At 74.6% G+C, this 23,758-nt stretch carries 22 protein-coding genes; 11 read left to right on the forward strand and 11 right to left on the reverse strand.

Features of this window, described 5'->3' with window-relative positions:
* Positions 1-8 precede the first annotated feature (8 nt).
* From IO39_RS11445 to IO39_RS11470, 6 genes are all read right to left on the reverse strand, one after another.
* Positions 9-1,529, reverse strand: coding sequence for an acyl-CoA synthetase (locus IO39_RS11445; protein ID WP_052422753.1), 1,521 nt, complete (start codon positions 1,527-1,529; stop codon positions 9-11).
* 43 nt (positions 1,530-1,572) lie between these two features.
* Positions 1,573-2,562, reverse strand: a complete 990-nt coding sequence (locus IO39_RS11450; protein WP_043620106.1) for an LLM class flavin-dependent oxidoreductase — start codon at positions 2,560-2,562, stop codon at positions 1,573-1,575.
* A gap of 29 nt (positions 2,563-2,591) precedes the next feature.
* The gene (locus IO39_RS11455; RefSeq protein WP_052422754.1) at positions 2,592-3,515 is read right to left on the reverse strand and encodes an aminotransferase class IV; all 924 of its coding nucleotides are present in this window, start codon (positions 3,513-3,515) and stop codon (positions 2,592-2,594) included.
* A gap of 11 nt (positions 3,516-3,526) precedes the next feature.
* Positions 3,527-4,582, reverse strand: coding sequence for a hypothetical protein (locus IO39_RS11460; RefSeq protein WP_043620108.1), 1,056 nt, complete (start codon positions 4,580-4,582; stop codon positions 3,527-3,529).
* Positions 4,579-5,058: a SigE family RNA polymerase sigma factor gene (locus IO39_RS11465; RefSeq protein WP_043620110.1), complete on the reverse strand. Its 480-nt coding sequence runs from the start codon at positions 5,056-5,058 to the stop codon at positions 4,579-4,581. Before IO39_RS11465 ends, IO39_RS11460 begins: the two co-directional genes overlap by 4 nt.
* A gap of 168 nt (positions 5,059-5,226) precedes the next feature.
* Entirely contained in the window at positions 5,227-6,189 is a 963-nt protein-coding gene (locus IO39_RS11470; RefSeq protein WP_157548197.1) for an adenylate/guanylate cyclase domain-containing protein, read from the reverse strand.
* Positions 6,190-6,379: 190 nt separating this feature from the next.
* Between IO39_RS11470 and IO39_RS11475 the strand changes: the two genes are divergently transcribed.
* The 6 genes from IO39_RS11475 to IO39_RS11500 are packed head-to-tail and all read left to right on the forward strand — an operon-like array spanning position 6,380 to position 12,834.
* Positions 6,380-7,879 (forward strand): ABC transporter substrate-binding protein, encoded by a 1,500-nt coding sequence (locus tag IO39_RS11475; protein WP_052422756.1) that lies wholly within the window; start codon positions 6,380-6,382, stop codon positions 7,877-7,879.
* Positions 7,876-8,847, forward strand: coding sequence for an ABC transporter permease (locus tag IO39_RS11480; protein ID WP_052422757.1), 972 nt, complete (start codon positions 7,876-7,878; stop codon positions 8,845-8,847). The genes IO39_RS11475 and IO39_RS11480 overlap by 4 nt, the downstream gene beginning before the upstream one ends.
* 20 nt (positions 8,848-8,867) lie before the next feature.
* The gene (locus IO39_RS11485) at positions 8,868-9,809 is read left to right on the forward strand and encodes an ABC transporter permease (RefSeq protein WP_084772723.1); all 942 of its coding nucleotides are present in this window, start codon (positions 8,868-8,870) and stop codon (positions 9,807-9,809) included.
* Entirely contained in the window at positions 9,796-10,815 is a 1,020-nt protein-coding gene (locus tag IO39_RS11490; protein ID WP_084772700.1) for an ABC transporter ATP-binding protein, read from the forward strand. Before IO39_RS11485 ends, IO39_RS11490 begins: the two co-directional genes overlap by 14 nt.
* On the forward strand, positions 10,784-11,599 hold the full coding sequence (locus tag IO39_RS11495; protein ID WP_063765254.1) for an ATP-binding cassette domain-containing protein: 816 nt from the start codon (positions 10,784-10,786) through the stop codon (positions 11,597-11,599). Before IO39_RS11490 ends, IO39_RS11495 begins: the two co-directional genes overlap by 32 nt.
* 56 nt (positions 11,600-11,655) lie before the next feature.
* Complete coding sequence (locus IO39_RS11500; protein ID WP_211266979.1) at positions 11,656-12,834, forward strand: M20 family metallopeptidase; 1,179 nt, start codon at positions 11,656-11,658, stop codon at positions 12,832-12,834.
* 126 nt (positions 12,835-12,960) lie between these two features.
* On the opposite strand, the gene IO39_RS11505 is transcribed toward IO39_RS11500, so the two are convergent.
* Both IO39_RS11505 and IO39_RS11510 read right to left on the reverse strand, forming a co-directional pair.
* Positions 12,961-13,722, reverse strand: a complete 762-nt coding sequence (locus IO39_RS11505; RefSeq protein WP_043620112.1) for an SDR family NAD(P)-dependent oxidoreductase — start codon at positions 13,720-13,722, stop codon at positions 12,961-12,963.
* 10 nt (positions 13,723-13,732) lie between these two features.
* Positions 13,733-14,266 carry a GNAT family N-acetyltransferase gene (locus tag IO39_RS11510; RefSeq protein ID WP_043620114.1) on the reverse strand — a complete coding sequence of 178 codons (534 nt, stop codon included), beginning with the start codon at positions 14,264-14,266 and terminating at the stop codon, positions 13,733-13,735.
* A 91-nt stretch (positions 14,267-14,357) separates the two neighbouring features.
* Here IO39_RS11510 and IO39_RS11515 point away from each other — a divergent pair, with 91 nt between their 5' ends.
* On the forward strand, positions 14,358-14,882 hold the full coding sequence (locus IO39_RS11515) for a type II toxin-antitoxin system prevent-host-death family antitoxin (protein ID WP_052422758.1): 525 nt from the start codon (positions 14,358-14,360) through the stop codon (positions 14,880-14,882).
* A 30-nt stretch (positions 14,883-14,912) separates the two neighbouring features.
* On the opposite strand, the gene IO39_RS11520 is transcribed toward IO39_RS11515, so the two are convergent.
* Both IO39_RS11520 and IO39_RS11525 read right to left on the reverse strand, forming a co-directional pair.
* A complete protein-coding gene (locus IO39_RS11520; protein WP_043620116.1) occupies positions 14,913-15,104 on the reverse strand; it encodes a DUF1918 domain-containing protein in 192 nt (63 codons plus the stop codon).
* Positions 15,105-15,271: 167 nt separating this feature from the next.
* Complete coding sequence (locus IO39_RS11525) at positions 15,272-15,928, reverse strand: TetR/AcrR family transcriptional regulator (RefSeq protein WP_043620118.1); 657 nt, start codon at positions 15,926-15,928, stop codon at positions 15,272-15,274.
* Between the two features lie 80 nt (positions 15,929-16,008).
* Here IO39_RS11525 and IO39_RS11530 point away from each other — a divergent pair, with 80 nt between their 5' ends.
* The 3 genes from IO39_RS11530 to IO39_RS11540 all read left to right on the forward strand — a co-directional run bounded on the left by IO39_RS11530 (position 16,009) and on the right by IO39_RS11540 (position 22,032).
* Entirely contained in the window at positions 16,009-17,016 is a 1,008-nt protein-coding gene (locus IO39_RS11530; protein WP_043620423.1) for an NAD(P)-dependent alcohol dehydrogenase, read from the forward strand.
* 219 nt (positions 17,017-17,235) lie between these two features.
* Positions 17,236-21,447 (forward strand): hypothetical protein, encoded by a 4,212-nt coding sequence (locus IO39_RS11535; protein ID WP_157548199.1) that lies wholly within the window; start codon positions 17,236-17,238, stop codon positions 21,445-21,447.
* 126 nt (positions 21,448-21,573) lie between these two features.
* Entirely contained in the window at positions 21,574-22,032 is a 459-nt protein-coding gene (locus IO39_RS11540) for a pyridoxamine 5'-phosphate oxidase family protein (protein ID WP_043620122.1), read from the forward strand.
* On the opposite strand, the gene IO39_RS50490 is transcribed toward IO39_RS11540, so the two are convergent.
* Positions 22,025-23,239: a methyltransferase domain-containing protein gene (locus tag IO39_RS50490; protein ID WP_052422759.1), complete on the reverse strand. Its 1,215-nt coding sequence runs from the start codon at positions 23,237-23,239 to the stop codon at positions 22,025-22,027. The two genes, IO39_RS11540 and IO39_RS50490, sit on opposite strands and share 8 nt — an antisense overlap.
* A 150-nt stretch (positions 23,240-23,389) precedes the next feature.
* Between IO39_RS50490 and IO39_RS11550 the strand changes: the two genes are divergently transcribed.
* A complete protein-coding gene (locus tag IO39_RS11550; protein ID WP_043620124.1) occupies positions 23,390-23,677 on the forward strand; it encodes a HesB/IscA family protein in 288 nt (95 codons plus the stop codon).
* Positions 23,678-23,758 lie beyond the last annotated feature (81 nt).

The raw sequence follows: 23,758 nt of genomic DNA on the forward strand, positions 1-23,758 counted from the left end.
CCGCGCCCTCACTCCACCCGGTTGCGCAGCTCCCGCTTGAGCACCTTGCCCGAGGCGTTCTTCGGCAGGGCCGCCACGAACACCACCCGCTTGGGCGTCTTGAACGGCGCCAGCCGCTCGCGCAGGAACCCGATCAGCTCCTCGGCCGTCGCCTCGGCCCCCTCGCGCAGCACCACCGCGGCCGTCACCGCCTCGATCCACTTCTCGTCCGGCACGCCGAACACCGCCGCCTCCGCGACCGCCGGATGCCGGTAGAGCGCCTCCTCGACCTCGCGGCCGGCCACGTTCTCGCCACCTGACTTGATCATGTCCTTCTTCCTGTCCACCACCGACAGGTAGCCGTCGGCGTCCATGACGCCCAGGTCGCCGCTGTGGAACCAGCCGCCGCGGAACGCCTCGGCGGTCTTGTCCGGGTCGTTCCAGTAGCCGAGCATCGCGTGCGGGCTGCGGTGCACGATCTCGCCGACCACGCCGGGCGGCACCGGCTCGCCGGCGTCGTCCACGATCCGGGTCTCGACGTTCAGCGCGGGCCGGCCGGCCGAGCCGAGCCGGGTGAGCTGCTCGTCGGGGCCGAGGATGGTGGCGACGGGGGCCATCTCGGTCTGGCCGTAGAAGTTGAACAGCCGCACGCCGGGCAGGCGCGCGGCGATCTCCTTCAGCACCTCCACCGGCATGATCGAGGCGCCGTAGTAGCCCTTGCGCAGCGACGACAGGTCACGGCGGTCGAAGTCGGGGTGGCGCAGCAGCGAGATCCAGACCGTCGGCGGGCAGAACAGCTTGGTGGCGCGCTCGCCCTCGATCGTGGCCAGGATCGCCGCGGGGCTCGGGCCGGGCAGGATGATGTTGGTGGCGCCCAGGTAGACGCCCGGCATCAGGAAGCAGTGCAGCTGCGCGCAGTGATAGAGGGGCAGGGCGTGCACCTCGACGTCGTCGTGGCTCATCTCGCCGTCCACGACGCAGGTGGCGTACTGCGCGATCAGGCTCCTGCTCGACAGCGTGGCGCCCTTGGGGCGGGACTCGGTGCCGCTGGTGTACATGAGCTGGATCGGGTCGTCGTCGGCGATCTCCACCCGCGGCTCGGAGGCGTCGTCGAAGGCGGCCCAGGCGGTGAACGGCTCCCAGCCGTCCCGGGCGGCGCCGATCACGCCGCGCACGGCGATCCGGTCGGTGACCGCCGCCGCGGCCACCGGCAGCAGCGCCTCCTCGGCCAGCAGGCCGGTCGCGCCGGAGTGGTCGAGGACGTAGGCCACCTCGTCGGCGCCGAGCATGAAGTTGACCGGCACGGAGATCGCCCCGAGCCGCGCCAGCGCGAAGTACGCGACCACGAAGGCGTGGTTGTTGTGACTGAAGATCGCGAACCGGTCGCCCTTGCCCACGCCCCGCGCGGCCAGGGCGTTGGCCGTCCTGTTCACGACCTGGTCGAGGTCGGCGTAGCTCTGGCGCAGGTCGCCGAAGACGATCGCGGTCTTGGCGGGGTGGCGGGCGGCCGAGCGCCGCAGGAGGTCACCGATGGCGTGCTGACGGATCATGGGGGGTGCCCCTTCACTCACGCAGAACGATATTCGGGTGATCCTAACCCGTGAATACGGTCGCGAGCCGCCGATAGGAGTCCAGCCGCCGGTCCAGGTCGTAGGTGTTCATCGTGACCAGCACCTCGTCGGCCCCGCTCGCCTCGACCAGCGCGCTGAGCGCCACCGCGACCTCGGGCTCGGTGCCGTGGATCTTGCCCTTGAGCGTCTCCTCCAGGTAGGCCCGCTCCCGCGCCCCCGGCGCCAGCGCCGCGACCTCCTCGGCGACCTCCTCGGCGGGCACGAGCGGCGGGAAGGCCCCGCCGGTGCGCGAGCGCACCGTGGACCACGCCTCGGGCAGCTGCAGCAGCGCCGCCTCCGCCGCCGTCGGCCCGACCGCGACGTCCACCGCCACCATCACGTACGGCCGCGCCGCCCACGCCGACGGCCGGAACCCGGCGCGGTACCGCGCCACCGCGTCCACCATCCGCGCCCCGCCGCCGATCACCATCGGCAGCCCGTGCTCCGCCGCGATGTCCGCCCCCGCCCCCATCGCCAGCACGAACACCTGTGGCCGCAGCCCCTCGGCGGGCAGCGCGTGCACCCCGGGATGCACGCTCTGCGTGCCGGTGAAATAGCCGAGCAGCTCGGCGAGCTGGTCGCCGAACCCGTCGGCGGCCTCCTTGCCGTGCCCGAGCGCCCTGCGGATGCCGCCCGTGAAACCCACGGAACGCCCCAGGCCCATGTCGATCCGGCCGGGGTGCAGCGACTCCAGCACGCCGAACTGCTCGGCCACCACGAGCGGGCGGTGGTTGGGCAGCATCACGCCGCCGGTGCCCACCCGGATCCGTGAGGTGGCCGCGGCCACCGCCGCCGCCAGCACCGTCGGGGCCGAGCCCGCCACGCCCGGCACGCTGTGGTGCTCCGACACCCAGAACCGGTGGTAGCCGAGCTCCTCGGCCTGCCGTGCGAACCGCACGCTCTCGCGCAGCGCGGCCGCGGGGTCGGAGCCGCGCCGGACGAGTGAACGGTCGAGAATCGAGTAGGCGGTCATGTACGGGTGCAACACCCCCGCCGCCCGGATCAATCCAGCGGATCGCCCGCAATGCCGTCGTAGTACGCGAGCAGCCGCTTCAACAGCCCCTCGTCGACGCTCAGCGGCACCCCGGCCACGCTGCCGACCGGCATCACGCCCCAGGAGTTGCAGAGGAAGACCAGGTCGAACCCGCTCAGGTCGGCCACCCTCAGCGGGCGGCGCTCCTGCGGCACGTCCAGGCGCTCCAGCAGCCGCATGGTGATCCCGTGCAGCATCGGCGCGTCCGGCCAGACCAGCCGGCCGCCGGCGAAGCCGCCCAGGTTGGTGATCGAGCCCTCGCTGATCAGGCCGTCCTCGGTGGTCAGCAGCGCCTCGCCGTAGCCCGCGCGCCGCGCCGTACGGAGGATGTGGGCCTGCTGGAAGCCGCCCGCCTGCTTGATGTGCGGCAGGTAGCGCTGGTAGACGACCGGCCGCACGCTCAGCGGGCGGGGGAGCGGCGCGTGGGGCGGGCCCGCGCTGACGACGACGCGCGGCGGCTCGGCCTCCAGCACGTAGACCCGGACGCTCGCGTCGCGGAGGCGGGTGTCCAGGACGCGAGCGTCCGGGACGCCGTCGCCCCGGGCCGTGCCGTCGCCCGACGCTGTGCCGTCACCGGGCGCCGGGTCGCGGTCGGGCGCCGGGTCGCGGTCGGGCGCCGGGCCGCCGTCCAGCGCCGTGCGGATCGCGGCGAGCACCGCGGCCCGGTCGACGCCGGTCCCGAACAGCTCGCGGTTGGCGCTGTCGAGCCGCTCCAGGTGCAGGTCGAGCCCGCGCACCCGGCGGTCCCTGACCTGCATGGCGGTGAAGTGGCCGTAACGGGACTCCACCAGGAACCGCGCGTCACCGTCCAGCAGCCTGCCCTCGCTCGCGGCCCGCTCGATCACGGCCACCTCCTCCTCCGCCTCCTCGCGCACCGGCCCTCGCGCGCCCATAGCCTAAGGCGTCACTTGACGTAGATCCCGATCGCCCAGTTCACCGGCCGGCTCGTGTGCTCGCCCCAGCTCCCGATCCGCGCGCTGATCCGCACCTTCCGCCCCCTGGGCACCGGGAACTCGCTCATCGCCGCCGGGAACGGGCCCTTCTTCCACACGCCGCACCCGGGGGTGGAGGAGGCCGGCTTCCCGTCGACGGTGAACGTGAACCACAACCGGTCGGCCAGGTCGCCCGTGCAGAGCTGCTCGATGCCGATCTTGCCGCCCCGGCTGACGACCTCGGCCTCGACGGAGGCGTCCGCCGGGTACCGGCCCGTCGCCAGGCGGGCCAGCTTCATGCCGCCCAGCCGGTCGGGCAAGGTCCTGACGGGCTCGGGGGTGACCGGCCGGTCCGGCGGCGTCCACTCGTAGATCCCCAGGCTCCAGTCGGCGGGCCTCTCCTTGGCCGGCACGCACGGCCCGTCCTTCTTCTCGAAGACGCAGCCCCGGCCGACGGTCGTGGTGTCGAACGTGACCGTGACCTCCTTGGCGCCCTCCGGCACCGTCAGCGGCCGGAGCTGCATGCCGTCCGGGCACGGCGAGAACCGGTGGGAGCCGGAGTTCCTGCCGTTCACGAGGAACCGCGGCGTGGCCGCGCCGAACTCGCCGTCGCACACCCCGGCCACGTCCAGGGGCAGCCCGGAGACCGGGACCGTCACCGACGCCCTCTTCTCGCCGCCGTGGGTGATCGCGGTCGTGGTCAGGCGGCGGTACCGGGTGCCGTCGGGCGCGGTGAACCGCTCGGGCAGGCTGCGCTCCGCCCGCGCCGACGCCGACGCCGACGCCGACGGCTCGGCGGCCGGCCGGGTCAGCGCCGTCGTCTCGCGCGGCTCCGCCTCGTCGGCGCCCGGCAGCAGGGCGACGGCCACCGTCACGGCCGCCACCGCCGCCGTCGCGCCCGCCGCCGTCCGCCTGCGCCGGCGCCGCCTGCGGATGCGGGCGCGGACCTCGTCGTGGCGGTACGGGTTCGCGGGCGAGGGACCGCCGGCCCGTTCCCGCAGGACGTCACGCAGGTCTTGCACGCTCATCGGCGCAGCTCCTTCACGATCGACTCGTCCACTCGCAGCTTCGCCAGCGCCTTGGCCGTCTGGCTCTTGACCGTGCCCTCCTGGCAGCCGAGCACCCGGGCCACCTCGCTGACCGGCAGGTCCTCGTAGAACCGCAGCACGATCACCGCCCGCTGCTTGGCGGGCAGGCGGCCGACGGCCCGCCACAACTCCTCGCCCTCGCCCGCCGCGTCATGCACCGCCCCTTCGGGCAGGTCGTCGCTGGGCAGCTCCCTGCGCCAGCGCCGCCGCCACCAGGACGTGTACGTGGTCACCAGCACCCTGCGCACGTACGGCTCGGGCTCGTCGATGCCCGGCCAGGCGAACCACGCCTTGGCCAGCGACTCCTGCAGCAGGTCCTCCGCGACGCCCCAGTCCCTGGTCAGCAGGTACGCAGTACGTAACAACCGATCCGACCTCGTCACCACGAAGTCCTGAAATATCGCCCTATCCGCCAACTTGACGCGCCTCCTGTGAACACCGGCTGCCGGTAGTGACGCATCGACCGCCGGACCAGGTTGCCCGCCCCCGGCCGCCCTGTTCCAGCCCGGCCCGTCCCGGGTCGCCCGCGTCGCTCCGCCCGTACCGGGAGGAGGTCGCTCCGCCCGTACCGGAAGGAGGGGGTGTCAGGGGGTTTCGGCCCGCATGAGCGTGTACGGCGCCAGCTCGCCCAGCCCGCGCACCGACAGCCGGTTGACCTCGCGCAGCCGGAAGGCCCGATCGCCCTCCAGCTCCTCCGCGAGCTGCGGGTCGGCCAGGATCGTGCCCGGCAGCGACAGCGCGGTCAGCCGGCTGGCCAGGTTGACCGTCGTGCCGAACACGTCGCCCATGCGCCAGACGACCGGCCCGGACGCCAGCCCCACCCGCAGCTCCGGCATGTCCCTGCCGCGCGCGTGCGTCTCGACCAGCCGCAGCGCGATCTCCGCCGCCACGTGCGCCTTGTCGCTGACGAACAGCACCGAGTCGCCCAGCGTCTTGACCACCCGCCCGCCGGAGGAGGTCACCACGTCGGCCGAGCGCCCCTCGAACCTGTCGATCAGCCGGGCCAGCTCGCTGCCGGTGATCTGCCTGCTCAGCCGGGTGAAGGCGACCAGGTCGGCGAACCCGACCGCCAGGCGTACGGAGCTGAGGTCCTGCTCGGCGATGCGCCCGGCGGCGGCGGCGAGCTGGCGCTGCCAGGCGTAGACCAGCAGCCGCGCCAGGTCGGGCACCACCAGCTCGGCCCGCCTGCGCCAGGCGCGCGGCCGGTCGGCCAGCGGCACGCCCGCCTTGTCGAGCGCCTCGGCGCCCAGCTCGGCCTGCGACTCGGCCAGCCTGGTCGTGGCCCGGCCCAGCGAGCGCGCCATGAGCAGCACGTGCTCCTCGTCGTAGACGCCCGAGGTCACCATGCCGACCAGCGTCTTGAGCGCCTCGACGTCGGAGTCGGTGAACTCCACCGCGTCGTCGGGCACGTTGGCGAACCCCAGGGCACGCCAGAACCGCCGCGCGCGATAGACCGGCACCCCCGCCATCTCGGCGACCTGGTGACTGGTGTATCGCCGCGGCTCACGCAGAAAGGCCTCTCTCAGGCCGTCCCCGTCCCCGTCCACGCGCGCCACCTGGGCAACATAACACCCTGTGTGCCACGTCACTCCAGCAGCGCCCGCGGGGCGATTCACGCGCGGCGCCCCCGCGCGGCGGAGCGGCTCACCTGGAACCGCGCCATCGGCTCGCGCCCGCCCGGCAGGTGGTCGCTAGCCTACTGGTCGGATCAGTACACTAGCCAGGAGGCTGTAGGACATGAGGCGCATCGGGATCTGGATCGCCGCGGGCGGTCTCCTGCTGGCCACCGCCTGCGGCGGCGACGGGGGAGGCACCGGTGGCGGCGCCGGAGACGCCGCCCGCGCGTCGTCGTTGTCGGTCGGGTTCGTGGCCGAGCCGGCGAACCTCGACTTCACCTCCACCGAGGGCGCCGCCATCCCGCAGGCGCTGCTCGTCAACGTCTACGAGGGCCTGGTCAAGCTCGACCAGGCGGGCCGGATCGTGCCGCTGCTGGCCGAGAAGTGGGACGTCTCCGGCGACCGCAGGACCTACACGTTCACCCTGCGACCCAACGTGAGGTTCACCAACGGCGCGCCGTTCACGGCCGACGACGTGGTGTTCTCGCTGGACCGGGTCAGGACGGACTGGAAGCTCAAGATCAAGTCGCAGCTCGACGTCATCGACGAGGTCGAGAAGAAGGACGACACCACCGTCGTCGTCACGCTCAAGCGGCCCAGCAACGGCTTCCTCTACTCGATGGCCACCAGGCTCGGTGCCATGTTCAGCCGCACCGGGGTCGCCGACCTGGCCAACAAGCCCGTCGGCACGGGGCCGTACGTGCTGGGCTCCTGGCGGCGCGGCGACTCCATCAGGCTGGCGGTCAACCCCTCCTACTGGGGTGCCAAGCCGCCGCTGTCGGCGATCACGCTGAAATACTTCAAGGACGCCACGGCGATGAACAACGCGCTGCTCACGGGTGGCATCGACGTCATCTCCAGCGTGCAGGCCCCCGAGTCGCTGCAGCAGTTCGCCGACCCCGGCCGGTTCGTCACCGTCGAGGGCACCACCAACGGCGAGGTGGTGCTGTCGATGAACAACGGCCGCCCGCCCTTCGACGACAAGAAGGTCAGGCAGGCCGTCCGGCACGCCATCGACCACAAGGCGCTGCTCGACACCGCCTGGGCCGGGCGCGGGCAGCTCATCGGCTCGATGGTGCCGCCCACCGACCCCTGGTACGAAGACCGCACCGGCGACTACCCCTACGACCCGGCCAGGGCCAAGGAGCTGCTCGGCGGCAGGACGTTCACCGTCAAGATGCGCATCCCCAACCTGCCGTACGCGGTCAACAGCGCCCAGGTCGTCAAGTCGCAGCTCGCCCAGGTCGGCATCACGGCCGACATCGAGCCGCTGGAGTTCCCCGCCCGCTGGCTGGACCAGGTGTTCACCAAGGGCGACTATGACCTGTCCATCATCAACCACGTCGAACCCCGCGACATGGGCATTTTTGCCGACAAGTCGTACTACTTCCGTTACGACAACCCCGAATTCGGCAAGCTGCTCGCCTCCGCCGACGAGGGCACCGAACAGCAGCAGGCCGACGACCTCAAGCAGGCCGCCAAGCTGCTGTCCGAGGACGCCGCGGCCGACTGGCTCTTCCTGTTCCCGAACCTGATCGTGGCGAAGAAGGGCGTCACCGGGCTGCCGAAGAACGCCATCGCGGAGTCCTTCGACTTCACCGCGCTCGCCAGGCAACCGTGACCCCGCCCAACCCGGGTCCGGCCGGGGCGGCGGCGCCGTACCTCGTCAAGCGGGTGGCGGTGCTGCTCGCCAGCACCGCCGTGGCCGCCGTGGCGGTCTTCGCGTTCATGGCGCTGCTGCCCGGCGACCCGGCCGAGATCGCGCTGGGCGTCAACGCCACCCCCGAGGCGGTGGCCGAGCTGCGCCGCCAGTTCGGCACCGACCGGCCGCCCGCCGTGCGCTTCCTCGACTGGTTCGGCGGCCTGCTCCAGGGCGACTTCGGCACCTCGTACGTGACCAGCGCCCCCATCGGCCCGCAGATCGCCGACCGGCTCGGCGTCACGGTCGTGCTGGTGGCCGGCGGCATGGCCGTGGCGCTGGCGCTGGCGGTGCCGCTGGGCACGTTCGCCGCCGTGCACCACCGCAACCCCCTCGGCGCGGCGATCAGCGCGGTCAGCCAGATCGGCATCGCGGTGCCCGCGTTCCTGGCCGGCATCCTGCTGGTGTTCGTGTTCGCGGTACGGGCCCAGGCGCTGCCGTCCGGCGGCTACGTGCCGCTCGCCGACGGGCCGGGGGAGTGGCTGCGCCACCTGCTGATGCCGTGGTTGTCGCTCGGCCTGGTGCAGGGCGCCGTGCTGACCCGGTACGTGCGCAGCGCCGTGCTCGACGTGATGCGCGAGGACTACCTGCGCACCGCCCGCGCCAAGGGCCGGGGCAGCACCGGCGCGCTGTGGCGGCACGGGCTGCGCAACGCCTCCATCCCCGTCGTCACCGTGCTCGGCCTGCAACTGGCCACGCTGCTGATCGGCGCGGTGGTGGTCGAGCGGGTCTTCGTCCTGCCCGGCCTCGGCGACCTGCTGCTCAGCGGCGTCGCGGGGCGCGACCTGCTGCTCGTCCAGGGCGTGGTGATGGTGCTGGTGGCGGCCGTCCTGCTGATCAACTTCGTGGTGGACGTGGCCTACCACCTGCTCGACCCGAGGCTGCGATGACCGGCAGGAAGGCGCGCTGGATGACACGCTGGACGACAGGCGGGCGGCCGGGCGATCGGCCCGGCGAGCAGCCCGGCGAGGGACGGGGGGACCTGCCCGATGACCGGCCGGGCAGGCGGCCCGGGAGGCCGGGGGGCCGGCTGAACGCCGGGCTGCTGGCCGGCGGCGCGCTCGTCGGGCTGGTGGCGCTCGCGGCCGTGGCGTCGTTCTTCTGGACCCCGCACGACCCCACGCTCGTGGACGCCGCGCAGCGGCTGCGCGAGCCGGGCGGCGGCTACCTCCTGGGGGCCGACAAGTTCGGCCGCGACACCTTCAGCCAGCTCATGGTCGGCGCCCGCACCACGCTCTACGTCGGCGTCGTCGCCGTCGGCATCGCCGCCGTGCTCGGCGCCCCGCTCGGCGTGATCGCCGGGATGACGCCGCGCGGCTGGTTGTCGGAGCTGATCATGCGGGTCAACGACCTGGTGTTCGCCTTCCCCGCGCTGCTGCTGGCCGTCATGCTCGGCGCGGTCTACGGGCCGGGCACGCTCACCGCGATGATCGCGATCGGGGTGGCCACCGTGCCGGCGTTCGCCCGCGTGGCCCGCGCCGCCACGCTCCAGGTCATGGTGACCGACTACATCCTGGCGGCCAGGGCCGCCGGGCGGCGCCGCCCGGCCATCGCCGTACGGCACGTGCTGCCCAACATCGCCTCCGTGCTGATCGTGCAGGCGTCGGTGTCGTTCGCCATCGCGATCCTGGCCGAGGCGGCGCTGTCGTTCCTCGGCTTCGGCACCCGCCCGCCCATCCCGTCCTGGGGGCGCATGCTGCAGGAGTCGCAGGAGCTGCTCTTCTCCACCCCGCGCCTGGCCCTGTGGCCGGGGCTCGCGATCGCCCTGGCCGTGCTGGGCTTCAACCTCCTCGGCGACGGCCTGCGTGACTTCCTCGACCCCAGGCTCAGGAGGATCCGTGCTGAAGGTTGAGGGCCTGACCGTGCGCGCGGACGGCGTCGAGCTCGTCCACGACGTCTCCTTCTCCCTCGCGCCCGGCGAACGGGTCGGGCTCATCGGCGAGTCCGGCTCCGGCAAGTCGCTGACCGCGCTGTCGCTCATGGGCCTGCTGCCCGAGGGCGTCACCGCGACCGGGCGGGCCAGGCTGGGCGGCGACGACCTGCTGGGGGTGCCGGAGAGCCGGCTGAAGGGGCTGCGGGGCAGCCGGATGTCCATGGTCTTCCAGGAGCCCATGACCGCGCTCAACCCGCTCATGCGGGTCGGCGCCCAGGTCGCCGAGGTCATGACGCTGCACGGCCGCCCCCGGGGCGAGGCCCGCGAGCGCGCGGTGGAGCTGCTGGACCGCGTACGGCTGCCCGAGCCCGCCCGGCTCGCCCGCGCCTACCCGCACCAGCTCTCCGGCGGGCAGCGCCAGCGCGTCATGCTCGCCATCGCCCTGGCCAACGGCCCCGGCCTGCTCATCTGTGACGAGCCCACCACCGCGCTCGACGTCACCGTGCAGAAGCAGATGCTCGACCTGATCTCCGAGGTCGCGCCCGCGCTGCTGTTCATCACCCACGACCTGGCCGTGGTGGCCTCGATGTGCGAGCGGGTCCTGGTCATGTACGGCGGCCGCGTCGTCGAGTCGGGCCCGCTCCGCGAGGTCTTCACCCGGCCCCGCCACCGCTACACCCAGGGCCTGCTGGCCGCCTCCCGGCTCACGCCGCGCGGCACCCGGCTGCCGGTCATCGAGGGCAGCGTCCCGGCGGCCGGGCACTTCCCCGGCGGCTGCGTGTTCCGCAACCGCTGCCCGCACGCCACCCCCACCTGCGAGACCGAGCCCCAACTCACCGAGCCCCAACTCACCGATCCGGCCCCGGGCGATCCGGCCCCGGGCGATCCGGCCCCGGGCGATCCGGCCCCGGGCGAGCCGACGCCGGGCGAGCCGACACCGACAGGAGACCGTCATGCCTTCGCATGCTGGCACCCCGCCGAATGACGGCCCGCTGATCGAGGTGCGCGGGGTCAGCCGCGTCTACCGCCGCCCCCGCAGCTCGTTCGGCCGGCAGGGCGGCGTCGTGCACGCCCTGCGCGACGTGTCGCTGACCGTCCAGCGCGGTGAACGCCACGGCATCGTCGGCGAGTCCGGCTCGGGCAAGTCCACCCTGCTGCGCCTGCTCTGCGCCCTCGACCAGCCCACCGCCGGCTCCATCCGCTTCGACGGCAGGGAGATCACCGGCAGGCCGGAGCGCGCGCTGCGCTTCCTGCGCGAGAACCTCCAGATCGTCTTCCAGGACCCGATGAGCTCGCTCGACCCGCGCATGCGGGTGCGCGACCTCGTCGCCGAGCCGCTCGTCGGGCTCGGCCTGCCCGTCGGGAACCGGGTGGCGGAGCTGCTCGACGCGGTCGGGCTGCCCGCCGGCGCCGCCGGCCGCTACCCGCACCAGTTCTCCGGCGGGCAGCGCCAGCGCATCGCGATCGCCCGCGCGCTCGCGCCCCGGCCCGCGGTGCTCGTCGCCGACGAGCCGGTCAGCGCACTGGACGTCTCCGTACGGGGGCAGATACTCAATCTGCTGGCCGACCTGGTGGACGAGCTGGGGCTCACGCTCGTGTTCGTCTCGCACGACCTGTCCGTGGTGCGGCACGTGTGCGAGACGGTCACGGTCATGAGCGCGGGCGAGATCGTGGAGAGCGGGCCCGTGGACGACGTCTGGGCCGCGCCCGCCCACCCGTACACGCAGGCGCTGCTACGGGCCGTACCGACGCTGGAGGGACTGCTGTGACCGACCCCGTGACCGATGCTGTGACCGGCCCCGTGACTGGCCCTGTGACAAACCCCGTGATCGAGATCGACGCCGATGGAGTGGTGCGGTTCACCCAGGCGCTGGTGCGCGTCCCCAGCACCAACGACCCGGCGCGCGGGCGCAGCGAGCGGCCCGCCGCCGAGCTGGTCGAGGCGAAGATGCGGGAGTGGGGCTGGGACCCGGTCGTGTACGAGGCCGCGCCCGGCCGCCCCAACGTGGTGGCCGTCGTCGAGGGCGGCGGCGGCCCCGGCCCGACCCTGATGTTCGAGGGCCACACGGACGTCGTCACCGAAGGCGACCCGTCCGCCTGGAGCGTCGACCCGTTCGGCGGCGAGATCCGCGACGGGCGGCTGTGGGGCCGGGGCAGCGCCGACATGAAGTCCGGCCTGGCCGCCATCCTCTACGCCACCCGCGCCCTGCAGCTCGCGGGCCCGTTCCCCGGCCGGGTCAAGGTGTGCGCGCTGGCCGACGAGGAGGGTCTCATGCTCGGCGCGCACCACTTCGTCTCCGCCGGCCTCACCGCCGGCGTGGACGGCGCGATCGTGGCCGAGCCCGAGGCGGGCGAGATCTGCGCCGTCGCCAAGGGCGCGCTGCGGCTGCGCGTCGAGCTGACCGGCACGATGGCGCACGGCGCGATGCCGCAGCACGGCCGCAATCCCGTCGCGGCCGCCGGCTCCCTGCTGGTGGCGCTGCGCGAGCTGCAGGGGGAGCTGCAGGCGCGCCACCCGGCGCACGAGCACCTCGGCGAGGTGTACGTGACGCCGACCGTGCTGCGGGCCGGCTCCGAGGAGCAGGTCAACGTGATCCCCGCGACGGCCTCGGTCTTCGTGGACGTGCGCACGATCCCCGGCGTCGAGCACAAGGAGCTCGCCGACCGGGTGGCCGCGCTCGCCTCCCGCGACGGGATCGACGCCGAGGTGTCGGTGCTGGTGGACCGGCCGCCGGTGGACGTGCCCGTGACCGACCCGGTGGTGGCCGCGCTGGCCGCCGCGCACCTGGCCGTGACGGGGGAGGAGCCGGTGTACGGCGGGGTGCCCGGCTCGACGGACGGGACCGTGCTGACGCACTGGGGCGGCATCCCGTCGGTCGTGTACGGGCCCGGCGGCAAGTGGATCGCGCACCAGGCGGACGAGTTCGTGGAGGTGGCCGAGATCGTGCGCTGCACGCGGGTGTTCGCCGAGGCCGCCCGCCGCTTCCTGACCCGCGACTTCTGACCGCACGGCCCGCCGGTCCACCCCGGCTCAGGTCGGTGGGTCGAAACGGCCGTCCCCGGTTCAGGTCGGTGGGTCGAAACGGCCGTCCCCGGTTCAGGTCGGAGGGTCGAAACGGCCGTCCCCGGTCTAGGTCGGGGGGTCGAAGCGACCGTCCACGGCGGTCCAGCCGCCGTCCACGTACAGGACGGAGCCGGTCACGAAGCTCGCCGCGTCGCCGGCCAGGTAGACCACCGCGCCGGCCAGCTCGCCGGCCGTCGCCCAGCGGCCGAGCGCGCTCTTGGCGGCGTAGGCGGCGTACCAGGCGGGGTCGTCCTTGATCTGCCGGGTCAGCGGCGTCTCCACCACGCCGGGCGCGATCGCGTTCACCCGCACGCCGTGCGGCCCGAACTCGGCGGCGGCCGTGCGCAGCAACTGCACCAGCCCGGCCTTGGTGGCGGAGTACGCGCCCTGCCCCGGCTCGGTGACCGAGGCCCTGATCGAGGCGAAGCCGATGATCGAGCCCCGGCCCCGCTCGACCATGCCCGCCCCGAACGCCCGCACGACGTCGAACGAGGCCCGCAGGTTCAGCCCCACCACCCGGTCGAACTCCTCGCCGGTGTAGTCGAGCAACCGCTTGCGCACGTTGGCGGCGGCGGTGAACACCAGCACGTCGGCCGGCTCCCGCGCGGCCAGCTCGCGCACCGCGCCGCCGTCGAGCACGTCCACCGGCCGGGCCGTGCCCCCGCACCCGGCGGCGGTCTCCTCCGCGCCGGGCAGGTCACGGTCGGCGCAGACCACCGAGGCGCCGTGGGCGGCCAGCGCCAGCGCCGCCTCCCTGCCGATCCCGCTGGCCGCCCCGATCACCACGGCCCGCCGCCCGTCCAGGCGGAACAGCGCGTCATATCCCATGGGAGGCACCCTAACCACTGTGGCCGGCGTCACGGGCGGCCTGCCACTCGGGGCGCAGCAGCTCGTACTCGACCCCGCCCTGCTCCCAGCCCTCGACGTGCGCGAGCGAGTCCAGGGGGAAGGTGCGCGCGAAGCGCAGCCCGGACTTCTCCATCACCCGCCGCGAGCCGAGGTTGACCGTCATCGTCCGCGCCGACACGCGCCGCGCGCCCAGCTCGCCGAAGGCCTTGGCGATCAGCGCGCGGGAGCCCTCGGTCGCGTACCCCCGGCCCCAGGCCGCCTGGTGCAGGCGGTAGCCCAGCTCGGGCTCCTCGTCCGTGCCGCCCTCGGCCGGCCGCAGGTGGAACCAGCCGAGGAACCGGCCGGCCTGCCGCTTGTCCAGCGCCGTGTAGAACCCGCCGCCGATGAGCGCGGGCAGCGTCCGCTCGGCGATCTCCTCGCGGGGCGTCGGCCGGCCGCCGTTCAGGTAGCGCATGACCTCCGGGTCGTTGTGCAGGTGGAAGAGGTCGTCCGCGTCGGACTCCACGACGCGCCGCAGGATCAGCCGCTCGGTCTCAAGGAAAGATGTGCACCGGGGTACCTTACGCGGCCGGTGATGATTTGCGGAGGTTTGTAAGGCGGCTTACGATCCGTCAATGATCACCATGGACCCGTCCGTCTATGAGGAGCTGCGCGACCGCTTCGGCGCCCCCGTCGGCGTGGAGGAGGCGCGCGCCCAGTGGGGCGCCCTCGTGCGCGCGGCCAGGAACGGCGCCACCACCCTGATCACCCGGGAGCGCTACGAGTGGGCCGCGCTGATCCCGCGCTCCGAGGTGCCCGGCGTGCTCAGCGGCCTGCCGGTGGTGTCGCTGTCCACGGCCCGCGCCAAGCTCGGCGATCTCGTACGCCAGACCGCCGGCCCGTACGACGAGGGCCCCGTGCTGCTGACCCGCCACCGCACGCCCGTCGCCGCGCTGATCGCGGCCGGCCGGCTGCTCGACCGGCCCGCTCCCCGGCGCCGCCCGGACGCCGAGGAGCTGGTGGCCCGGGGTCACACGATCACCCTGGCCAGGGGCCCGGTGGACGGGGTCGTCGCCATCGCCCGCGACCGGGAGGGCCAGGAGGTCGCGGCCGGCTCGGGCCCCGACCTCCGGGCCGCCCTGCGCTCGCTCGGCGAGTGACCGCCGCCGCCCGGAGCCCCCGGCGGGCGGTCACTCCGGCGTCGCCGGCTGGACCACGGCGTCGGGGCCGGGGAAGACCATCTGCTCGTGGCCGTCGTCGAAGCGCACGACGAAGGGAGGTGTCCCGGCCTCGCCCCGGACCTCGATGATCTCGGCCTTCCTGTCGCCGTGGCCGACGACGTTGGAGTGGAAGATCAGCATGTCACCGACGTTCGCGTGCATGATGGGTTCCTCTCAGCTGGGCTCTGGCAACTTTGAGGTGCTCTCCCACCTTGCACCAGACAGGCGGCGCGGGGAAGCGGGGCGCCGCGACGCGCTCACGCCGAGCCCCGTGAGCGCGCGCCGCGCCGGCGGCCCGCGACGCACCCACGCCGGGCCGTGTCAGCGGGTCAGCGGGCGGCCGGTGCGGCGCGCAGGTGGCCGAGCGTGAGCGGCGGGGGTGGCGGCAGGGGCTCGGCGTGCTCGGCGCCGAAGGACTGCAGCAGGTACGCCACCAGCCGCCGCGACCCCGCCGCCGCGGCCTCCCCGCTCCCGGTGGCCACGCCGCAGTTGGCCTTGAGCAGCAGCGTCAGGTCGGCCAGGTCGAAGTCGGGCCGCAGCCGGCCCGCCTCCTTGGCCCGCCGCACCACCTCCGCCAGGCCCCGCTCGGCCCGCGCCCGCGCCCGCTCGTAGTCCGCCGCCTCCGGGAACGCCGTCAGGAACGCCTCGGTGAACCCCCGATCGCTCACCTGCATCGCGCACACCTTCTCGACGGCCGTGCGGAACCCCCGCCACGGGTCCGGATCGGCCAGAGCCTCGTCCAGGACCGACGCGCACGCGGCCAGCTCGTCGCCGAACACCTCCGTGATCAGCGACTCGCGTGACGGGAAGCGCCGGTAGAGCGTCGCCACGCCGACCCCGGCCCGCCGCGCGATGGCCGCCATGGGCACGTCGAGCCCGCGCGCGGCGAACGACTCCCGCGCGGCGTCGAGGATGCGCCGCCGGTTGTGCCGCGCGTCGGCCCGCAGCTCCTCGGAGGGCTCCAACTGAGAGGGATGAGCAGGCATGTTTCTCACATTAACGTAAGTGGACGACCCCATCCGGTTTGCCCGCTAGCGTCACTGGTGTGGACAAGACACCGAACGAGATGCGCGCGGCCCTGTTCGACCGGTACGGGCCGCCGGAGGTGCTGTACGTGGGGACGGTGCCCAGGCCGGTCCCCGCACCCGGAGAGGTGCTGGTGCGCGTGCACGCCGCCAGCGTCAACGGCGGCGAGCTGCACGGCAGGGCGGGCCGGCTGCGGCTGGTCACGGGGCTGATGCGGCGGGGCTTCCCGAAGCGCATCGGCATCGACTTCACCGGCGAGGTCGTCGCCCTGGGCCCGGAAGCCGCAGGCGCGTCTGGTGGCGGCTCGGGCCGGCCGGACGGGGCCGGCGGTGGCGGTGCGGGGCCGAAGGTCGGGGATCGGGTGTGGGGCGGGCTGGGCCTCGTGTTCGGCAGCGTCGCCGAGTACGTGGTCGTCCGCCCCCGGCGCCTGTCCCTGGTCCCGGCCGGTCTCGACCTGGTCGAGGCGGCGGCGCTCCCGGTGGGCGTGACCGCGATCACGGCGCTGCGCGACAAGGCCGCGCTCCGGCCGGGCGAGCGCCTGCTGGTCCGGGGCGGCAGCGGCGGCGTGGGCGTCGTGGCGGTGCAGCTCGGCAGGGCGCTCGGCGCCCACGTCACGGCCCTGGCCGGGGCGCGGAACCTGGACCTCGTCCGCGATCTCGGTGCCCACGAGGCGTACGACTACGCCACCACCCGGCCGTCGGACCTGGGCCCGTTCGACGTGATCCTGGACACCGCCGGCACCGATCACGCCGCCTACCGCCGGCTCCTGACGCGGTCCGGCCGCATGGTGGCGATCGCCTTCGACATCGACCGGCTCGTCCCGTCCCTGGCCTACCTCGCCGCCTCCGCCGTGTACGGCTCCCGGCGCGTGCGCTTCTTCAGCGGCGAGCCCAGCCACCGCCTCCTGTCCGACCTCGCCGGATACGTGAGGTCCGGCGACCTGAAACCGGTCGTGGACCGGGTCTTCCCCCTGGAGGAGATCGCCGAGGCGCACCGGGCGCTGGAGGCGGGCGGCGTGCGCGGCAAGATCATCGTGCGCCTCGTCTGAGACGGCCGGAGCGGGACCGGACGCGCCCGCGTGCCGGGATGGTGGCCCCGCGGCCGCCCCTACCGGCCCTGACGCCGGCCCCAGCCCCTCCCGTCCGTTCGGGACGGAAATTTGGAGCCCCATGTCGGATCCTGTTTGACTCCCAGTGAGGGAATGTGGTCGTCTCGTGACCTATGTTTCTGATGGGATGAAATAGATAGGTCCGGGGGAGATCGCTTCATGCCGCACGCCCTCCTGCGCGTGCTCGCTTCGACGTCCATCGCCGGCGCGGCCCTCGTGGCCCTGCCGCCCGCTGCCGGAGCGCAGCCCCTGCCGCCCGGGGCGCTGACCCGGCCCGCAACGCCCGCCCGCACACCACTCCAGGCAGCGCCCGCCCAAGGGCTCGCCCAAGCGCCCGCCCAAGGGCTCGCGCAGGCGGCGGGCGCACGGGTGCGGCCGGTGCCCGCGCTCGACGAGCCGCCGCCCGCCACGGTGAGCGTCGCGCGGCGGGCCTCGCTCGCGCTCCGGCCCGCCGGGAACGAGCGGGTCGGTCCCGGCGCGCCCGAGGTCACCACGCCCGCCGGGCCGGGCCTGATCGACGAGCTGACCGCGGGCGCGGCGGACGTCCAGGAGGCGGAGGGGTTCGGCAGGCGGGCGCCCGACGTGCGCGACGTGCTGCCGGACACCGCGCGGGCCGCACCGCTGACCCTGATCAAGCCGCCGGCCACGGCCGGGAAGGCGCCCAGCGGGCTCGGGAAGGTGACCGAAGGGCTGGGCAAAGCGTCCGAAGGGCTCGGCAAGACGGCAGAGGGGCTCGGGAAGGCGGCCGAAGGGCTGGGCAGGACGGCCGGCGGGCTCGGGAAGGCCGTGCCCGGGCTGACGTACCGGCTGTGCGTGGCGAGCGCGGCCGTGCCGGTCTCCTGCTCGGCGGCCCGGCCGGTCGGCGTGCCGGCGGCGGCCGACGTGACCGGCGACGGGCGGCCCGACCTGGCCGCCGGCCTGCTGCCCGCCGCCGCCCCGGGACGCGGTGCGGTCGGCGTCACGTTCGCCGTCAGGAGGCTGGCGCGCGAGAACCTCAAGGCCCAGGTCTGGGCCGAGTACGACGGCAGGGTGTCGGTCGGCTTCGACGGCCTGCGCCGCGGCTCGTCGTTGTCGGCCTCCGACCGGGGCACGTTCACCGTGGACCTGGCGGGCAGGCGGGTCGAGGCCGTCGTCGAACGAAAGGAGCCGGGGCGGAGCGCCGCCGTGGTGGCCGGGCTGACCGGGCGCGCCGCCGTGAGCCTGCGCCAGACGCCCGCCACCGCCCGGCTCACCGTGAACGCCACCCTCGACGATCCCGCCCTGGAGCTCACCGCCTCCGCCCCCGCCCGGCTGGAGGCGGTGGCCGTCACCGGCGGCCGCTTCACCAAGGCCGTGCTCGACCGCATGCCCGCCCGCGCCGAGGTGCGCCTGTCGGGCGGCCGGCTGCGCTTCGCCGCCCCGTCCACGATCGCCCGCGCCCGCCTGCACGACCTGCACTACCGGGACGGGCGGCTGTCCCGGGTGACCGAGGCCGAGCTGGAGCGCGTGCCGCCGTCCTTCACCGCCGCGTACGGCTCCGCCAAGGGCAGGCAGACGCTGTCGGTGACGGCCGGCGCGGGCGGTGCGGGCGGTGCGCGGGCCGGGGCCGCCCGGCTGCGCCACTACGACCGGGGCGCGGGCAAGACGGTGCTCAAGGCCGAGCTGAGCGACGTGCCCGCCAGGATGCGCCTGGTCAGCGACCCGGCCGCGCATCGCGTCACGCACACGACCAGCTCGCCCATCGGCAGGTTCGCCGTGGTGCTGCAGCGCGGCGAGGGCGCCGTCTCCAGCCCGCGCGGCGGCCACGTCACCATGATCAAGGACGGCGCCGCGGTCGGGGTGTCGGGGCTGCTGTCGGGGTTGTCGGGGTTCGACGTCACGTACGGGGCCGCGCCGCGCGTCCACCTGGAGACGGCGGGGGGCGGGCGGCCGTTCGTGGGTGCGGCCGGCATCGACCGCACCCACCTGGCCCGCCTGGAGATCTCCAACACGCCCGCCACCGTGGACGTCACGCTCGACCCCGCCGCCAGGCGGGCGTCCTACCGGGCCGACGGGACGATCGACGAGCTGCGCGCCGCGTACGCGAACGTCAGGTCCGGCCCCACCGTGGAGGCTGCCGTGCGCGGCGTGCGTGACGACGTGGCGGCGTCGTGGGAGCTGGGCGAGCGCTCGACGGTCAAGGTCGCGACCTCCGCCAAGCTCCAGGAAGTGCGGATTTATGCCAATAAAGCGCACGTCACGACGGCGACCGGCGAGGACGTCCGCGCCACCGTCACGGGCGTGCGCAGGCGGGCCGAGCTGGTCGCCGACACCAGGGCCAGGAGCCTGACCTGGAACGCGGACGGGCCGGTGGCGAAGGTGACGGCGCTGGCCAGGGTCAGACTCGGCGGCCGCTACGCCAGGGCCGCCGCCGAGGTGACGGGCGTGCCGGCCCGCTTCGACGCCTCCTGGGACGCGGCCGCGTACCGCTTCCGGGGCCTGTCGGGGCCGGTCGGGACGGCCGCGCTGGCGTTCACCAACCACGACCGCGCCACCTCGCCCGCCGGGCCGCACCTGGCGGCCCACTACGACCAGGCCAGCGGCGACCTGGACGGCAGTGTCCTGGTCAACGGGCTCTCAAGAGTCGAGTTCGCCCCGTCGGGGCAGGGCTTCGCCGCCGGCTTCCGCTCGGCCCGGCAGACCCTCGCCGTGGACGCCGACGTCACCCGGGGCGACACCCGCTTCGGCCTGCTCGGCACGGTCGGGCCCGTCCCCGGCAGGCTGGCCGTCACCGCCGACGGCGGCAAACTCACCTACGAGGGCTCCCGGCTGGACGTGCGGGCCCGCGCCTGGCTCGGCAAGGCCGCCGCCCTCGACCGCATGCGGGCCGCGCCCGCGCTGCCCGGCGGGGTCTCGCTCGTGGACGGCGCCTGCCCCGCCGGGACGCCCGGCTGCGGCCAGGGGGCCTTCTGCGCGCCGCGCGGCTGCTACGGGCTGCAGGGCCACCTGGACGTGACCGGCCTGCCCGACCGCGTGACGGTCGACCTGGCGGGCCGGACGTTCGCCTTCTCCGGGTTCCGCCCCAAGCGGCGCGGCCTGGCGGTGTACCTGTCCAGCGGCGTCCTGTCACCCGTCCCCATCAAGGCCAGGGCCACGCTGACCGGCCTGCCCGCCGAGATCACCGGCATGTCGCTGGGGCCGTTCGAGGTGGGCGCGGGGAACGCGGTGCGGGCCGCGTACCGGATCGAGCCGCCCGCCACGCTGGGCGCGCTCGACGTGCGGGCGGAGGCGGCCGGGCTGCGCGGCCACGTCGCCATCGACCCGGTCCCCGCCGCGGTGTCCGTCCACGGCACGTACGGGGCCAGGACCCGCGTCAGGGTGCGCAACTCCGCGCCCGTCGAACGCCTGACCGCCACCGTCACCGTGCCCGGGAAGGGCACCGGCGAGCTGCGCTTCTCCGACGTGCCCGCCGTCTTCGGGGTGGACGCCGACGCCTCGGCCGCCGGGCTGAGCGTGCCGGCCGTCACGTACCGGGCGGAGGGCGGGGCCGGCACGCTCGACGGCCGGCTCGGCGTGGAGGGCGGCCTGGTGGACCCGTCGGGGCGGCTCGGGGACGTGTCGCTCGCGGTCGAGGACTTGGCCCCCGACACCACCGTCCGGCTCAACCCCGACCAGTCGCTCGACCTGCTCTCCCGGCCGGTGCCCACGGGGCGCGTCGCGCTGCGCGCCGGGCTGCGGGTGGACGCCGTGCCCCGGCAGGCGATCGCGGTGGGCAAGGAGGTCCCGTACACGGGCGGGTTCCTCACCTACCACGTCGGCGGCCACTTCGGGCTCGGCAGGAGCGCCGTCGAGCGCCTCTCGCTCACCGCCGCCCGCGTGTCGTCGCTGCGCGTCAGGCCAGGCAAGGTGCCCTTCGGGCTGAAGGCGCCCCCGGCGCTCGGGTACCTCGCCCCCGGCTTCGAGGGCGATTACGGCAGCCTCAGGATCGCCGCCAAGGGCGTGGACCTGCGGCCGGACGTCAGCCTCGACGTCCGGCTGAGCCGGGAGGTCGGCGACGACGTCTTCCGCGAGTCGGTGCGGATCGGGCCCACCGACGCGCTCGCGCCGCGCCGCTACGACCAGCGGATGCGGCGGATCGGGGCGAAACAGCAGATCAAGGCCGCCGGGATCAGCCTGGCCTGCGTGACCGTGGACGCCAGGCCCGGCTTCGCCGCGCGCGGCGCCCGCGACTCCATCACGCTGCGCGGGGCCGACGGGCCGCAGATGGTGTCCCTGCTGGACCCGGGCGGCCAGGTGCCGGACTACGCGGTGGACCTGCTCACGCACTTCATGAGCCCGTTCCCGGGGGCGGACTGGAAGGTGGCGAACACCGAGGCCGGCTCCTGCGGCCCGCCCCCGCCACCCGACCGCTAGGCCGGCCCCTGCGGCCCACCCCCCACCCGACCCTCAGGCCGCCGCCGGGCGGCTCGCCCCCGCCGCCCGGCCTGCCCGATAATGTCGGGATCACATCCTTGTCATCACGGAAGAGAGCGAAGACTGATGCCCCAGCCCACCCCGCGCACCCCCGAGCAGCGCAGACGGGACACGCTGCACCGCCTGGAGCACGACGTGGACGCCTGGGTGGCCACCGCGGGGGAGGGCGGAGAGCCGTACATGGTGCCGCTGTCGTTCCTGTGGGACGGCGCCGCGCTGGTCCTCGCCACCGCCAGCGCCAGCCCGACCGCGCGCAACCTGCTGGCCAACGGGCGGGCGCGGGTGGCGATCGGGCTGGTGCGCGACGTCGTGCTCATCGAGGGCACCGCAAGGGCCACGCCCGCGACCGAGATCTCGGGCGAGGTGGCCGACGCGTTCGCCGAGAAGTCGGGCTTCGACCCGCGCAAGGAGGCCGAGGCGTACCACTACTTCCACCTCACGCCACGGCGGCTGCAGGCCTGGCGGGAGTCGAACGAACTGGCCGGCCGCGACCTCATCCGCGACGGCGAGTGGATCGTCACCTGAAGCGTGCCACCAGCGTGGTGTGCCGCTTCTCGATGACCACCGCCCCGCCGCCCACAGTCCCGCCGCCCGCCGCCCCGCCGGGGGAGCGGCCCTGGTAGGCGTCGATGCGCAGGTCGCCGGCCTGGGGGCGGCCCGCCGTGTCCCAGGCCCTGACGTGCGCGGCCAGCCGGGCCGCCAGCCGGGCCCCGCCGGCGCCGTGGCCGCGGGCGACCAGGGCGCCCTCCATCCCGAGCAGCGCGATGCCGTCCGCCTCGACCAGGCCGGGAACGTACCCGGGGCCGCCGCCCAGGTCGCCGGTGACGGCGCACCAGTGAGGCTCGTGCAGCGCCAGCCACAGCGCCACGCCCATCCCGGCCACGAACGGCGAGGCCTGCTCCTCCGCCTTCACCGTGATCTCGGTGGGCACGGCGGCCAGCGCCGACAGGACGTCGCCGACCTCGCGCGGCTCGGGCAGGGCCAGCACCACCTCGGGATCGCGCCGCACCACGGTGACGACCTCGGTCCCGGCGAGCGGGCCGCGCATCCGCATGAACCCGCACGGCGCCACCGACCGGCTGACCCAGTGCTCCCCGCCGGGCCGCTCGCCGGGCCGCCCGCCGGCCTCCTCGCCGGGGTCGTGTGACCGTTCCATGGACACCGACACCTGCACGCCGCGCAGGTCGAGCGGCACCACCAGCCGTCCGTCCGGGCGGAGCTGGGCAAGCCAGGCGGGCGACAGGTCCCACACGCCCACGGTGGCGATCAGCCGGTCGTACGGGGCCCGCTCCGCGCAGCCCCCGGCCCCGTCGCGGCAGAGCACCTCGACCCCCGCCGCCCCGGCCGCGTCCAGGTGGGCCCTGGCCTGCCGGGCGGTGTCGGCGTCGATGTCCACGCTGACCACCTGCCCGCCGGGCCCGGCCAGGCGGGCGAGCAGGGCCGCGTTGTAGCCGGTGCCGGCGCCGATCTCCAGCACCCGGTGCCCCGGCTCCACGCCGAGCTGGCCGAGCATGGTCGCCATGATGGCCGGTTGCGAGGAGGAGCTGATCGGCGTGCCGCCCGCGTCGCGTTTGGTGACGATGGGCTCGTCGCGGTAGGCGTCCTCCGGGCATACCTCCGGCACGAACAGGTGACGGGGCACCGCGAGCATGGCCTCGGCCACCCGGTCGCCGACGGGTTGACGCGCCCTGAGCTGCGCCACCATGGCCTGCCTCTGCTCCGCGTAGTCCATGCGGCCATTGTCCACGGGCCGGGCGGGGGCGCGGGCGGCGTGCGGGAGCCGGCGGGAATCTTCGGCAAAAGAACAGCCAAGGAGGGTTGAGGCGGAAAGCTGAGGGAAGGGCAGGCAGCTTCTGAACGTCGAACGTGAGGAGGAGCCGTAGTGCTCACCCTGACAGCCAACGCCGCCCAGGCGATCCGTGACCTGACCGCGGGCGCGCCCGAGCCTTCCCAGAGCGGGATCCGCATCTCGTCCCGGGGGGAGAGCGCGAGCTCGCTCACCCTGACGCTGGCCACCGCGCCCGAACCCGCGGACGCGGTGGTCGAGACCGAAGGGGCCCGCGTCTACCTCGACCCGGTGGCCGCGACGGTGCTGGACGACAAGTCGCTCGACGCCGGAGCCGATGCCCAGGGGAGCGTGTCCTTCCTGGTCACCGAGCAGACCGCCTGACCGCTGCGCGAAGCGGTACGGGCCGTTGCCCGGCCGCGCCGCGGCCCCTCGGAGCGCCGCGGCGCGGCGGGCACGCCGCCA

The sequence above is a fragment of the Nonomuraea candida genome, from assembly GCF_000725485.1.
GTDB classification, from domain to species: domain Bacteria; phylum Actinomycetota; class Actinomycetes; order Streptosporangiales; family Streptosporangiaceae; genus Nonomuraea; species Nonomuraea candida.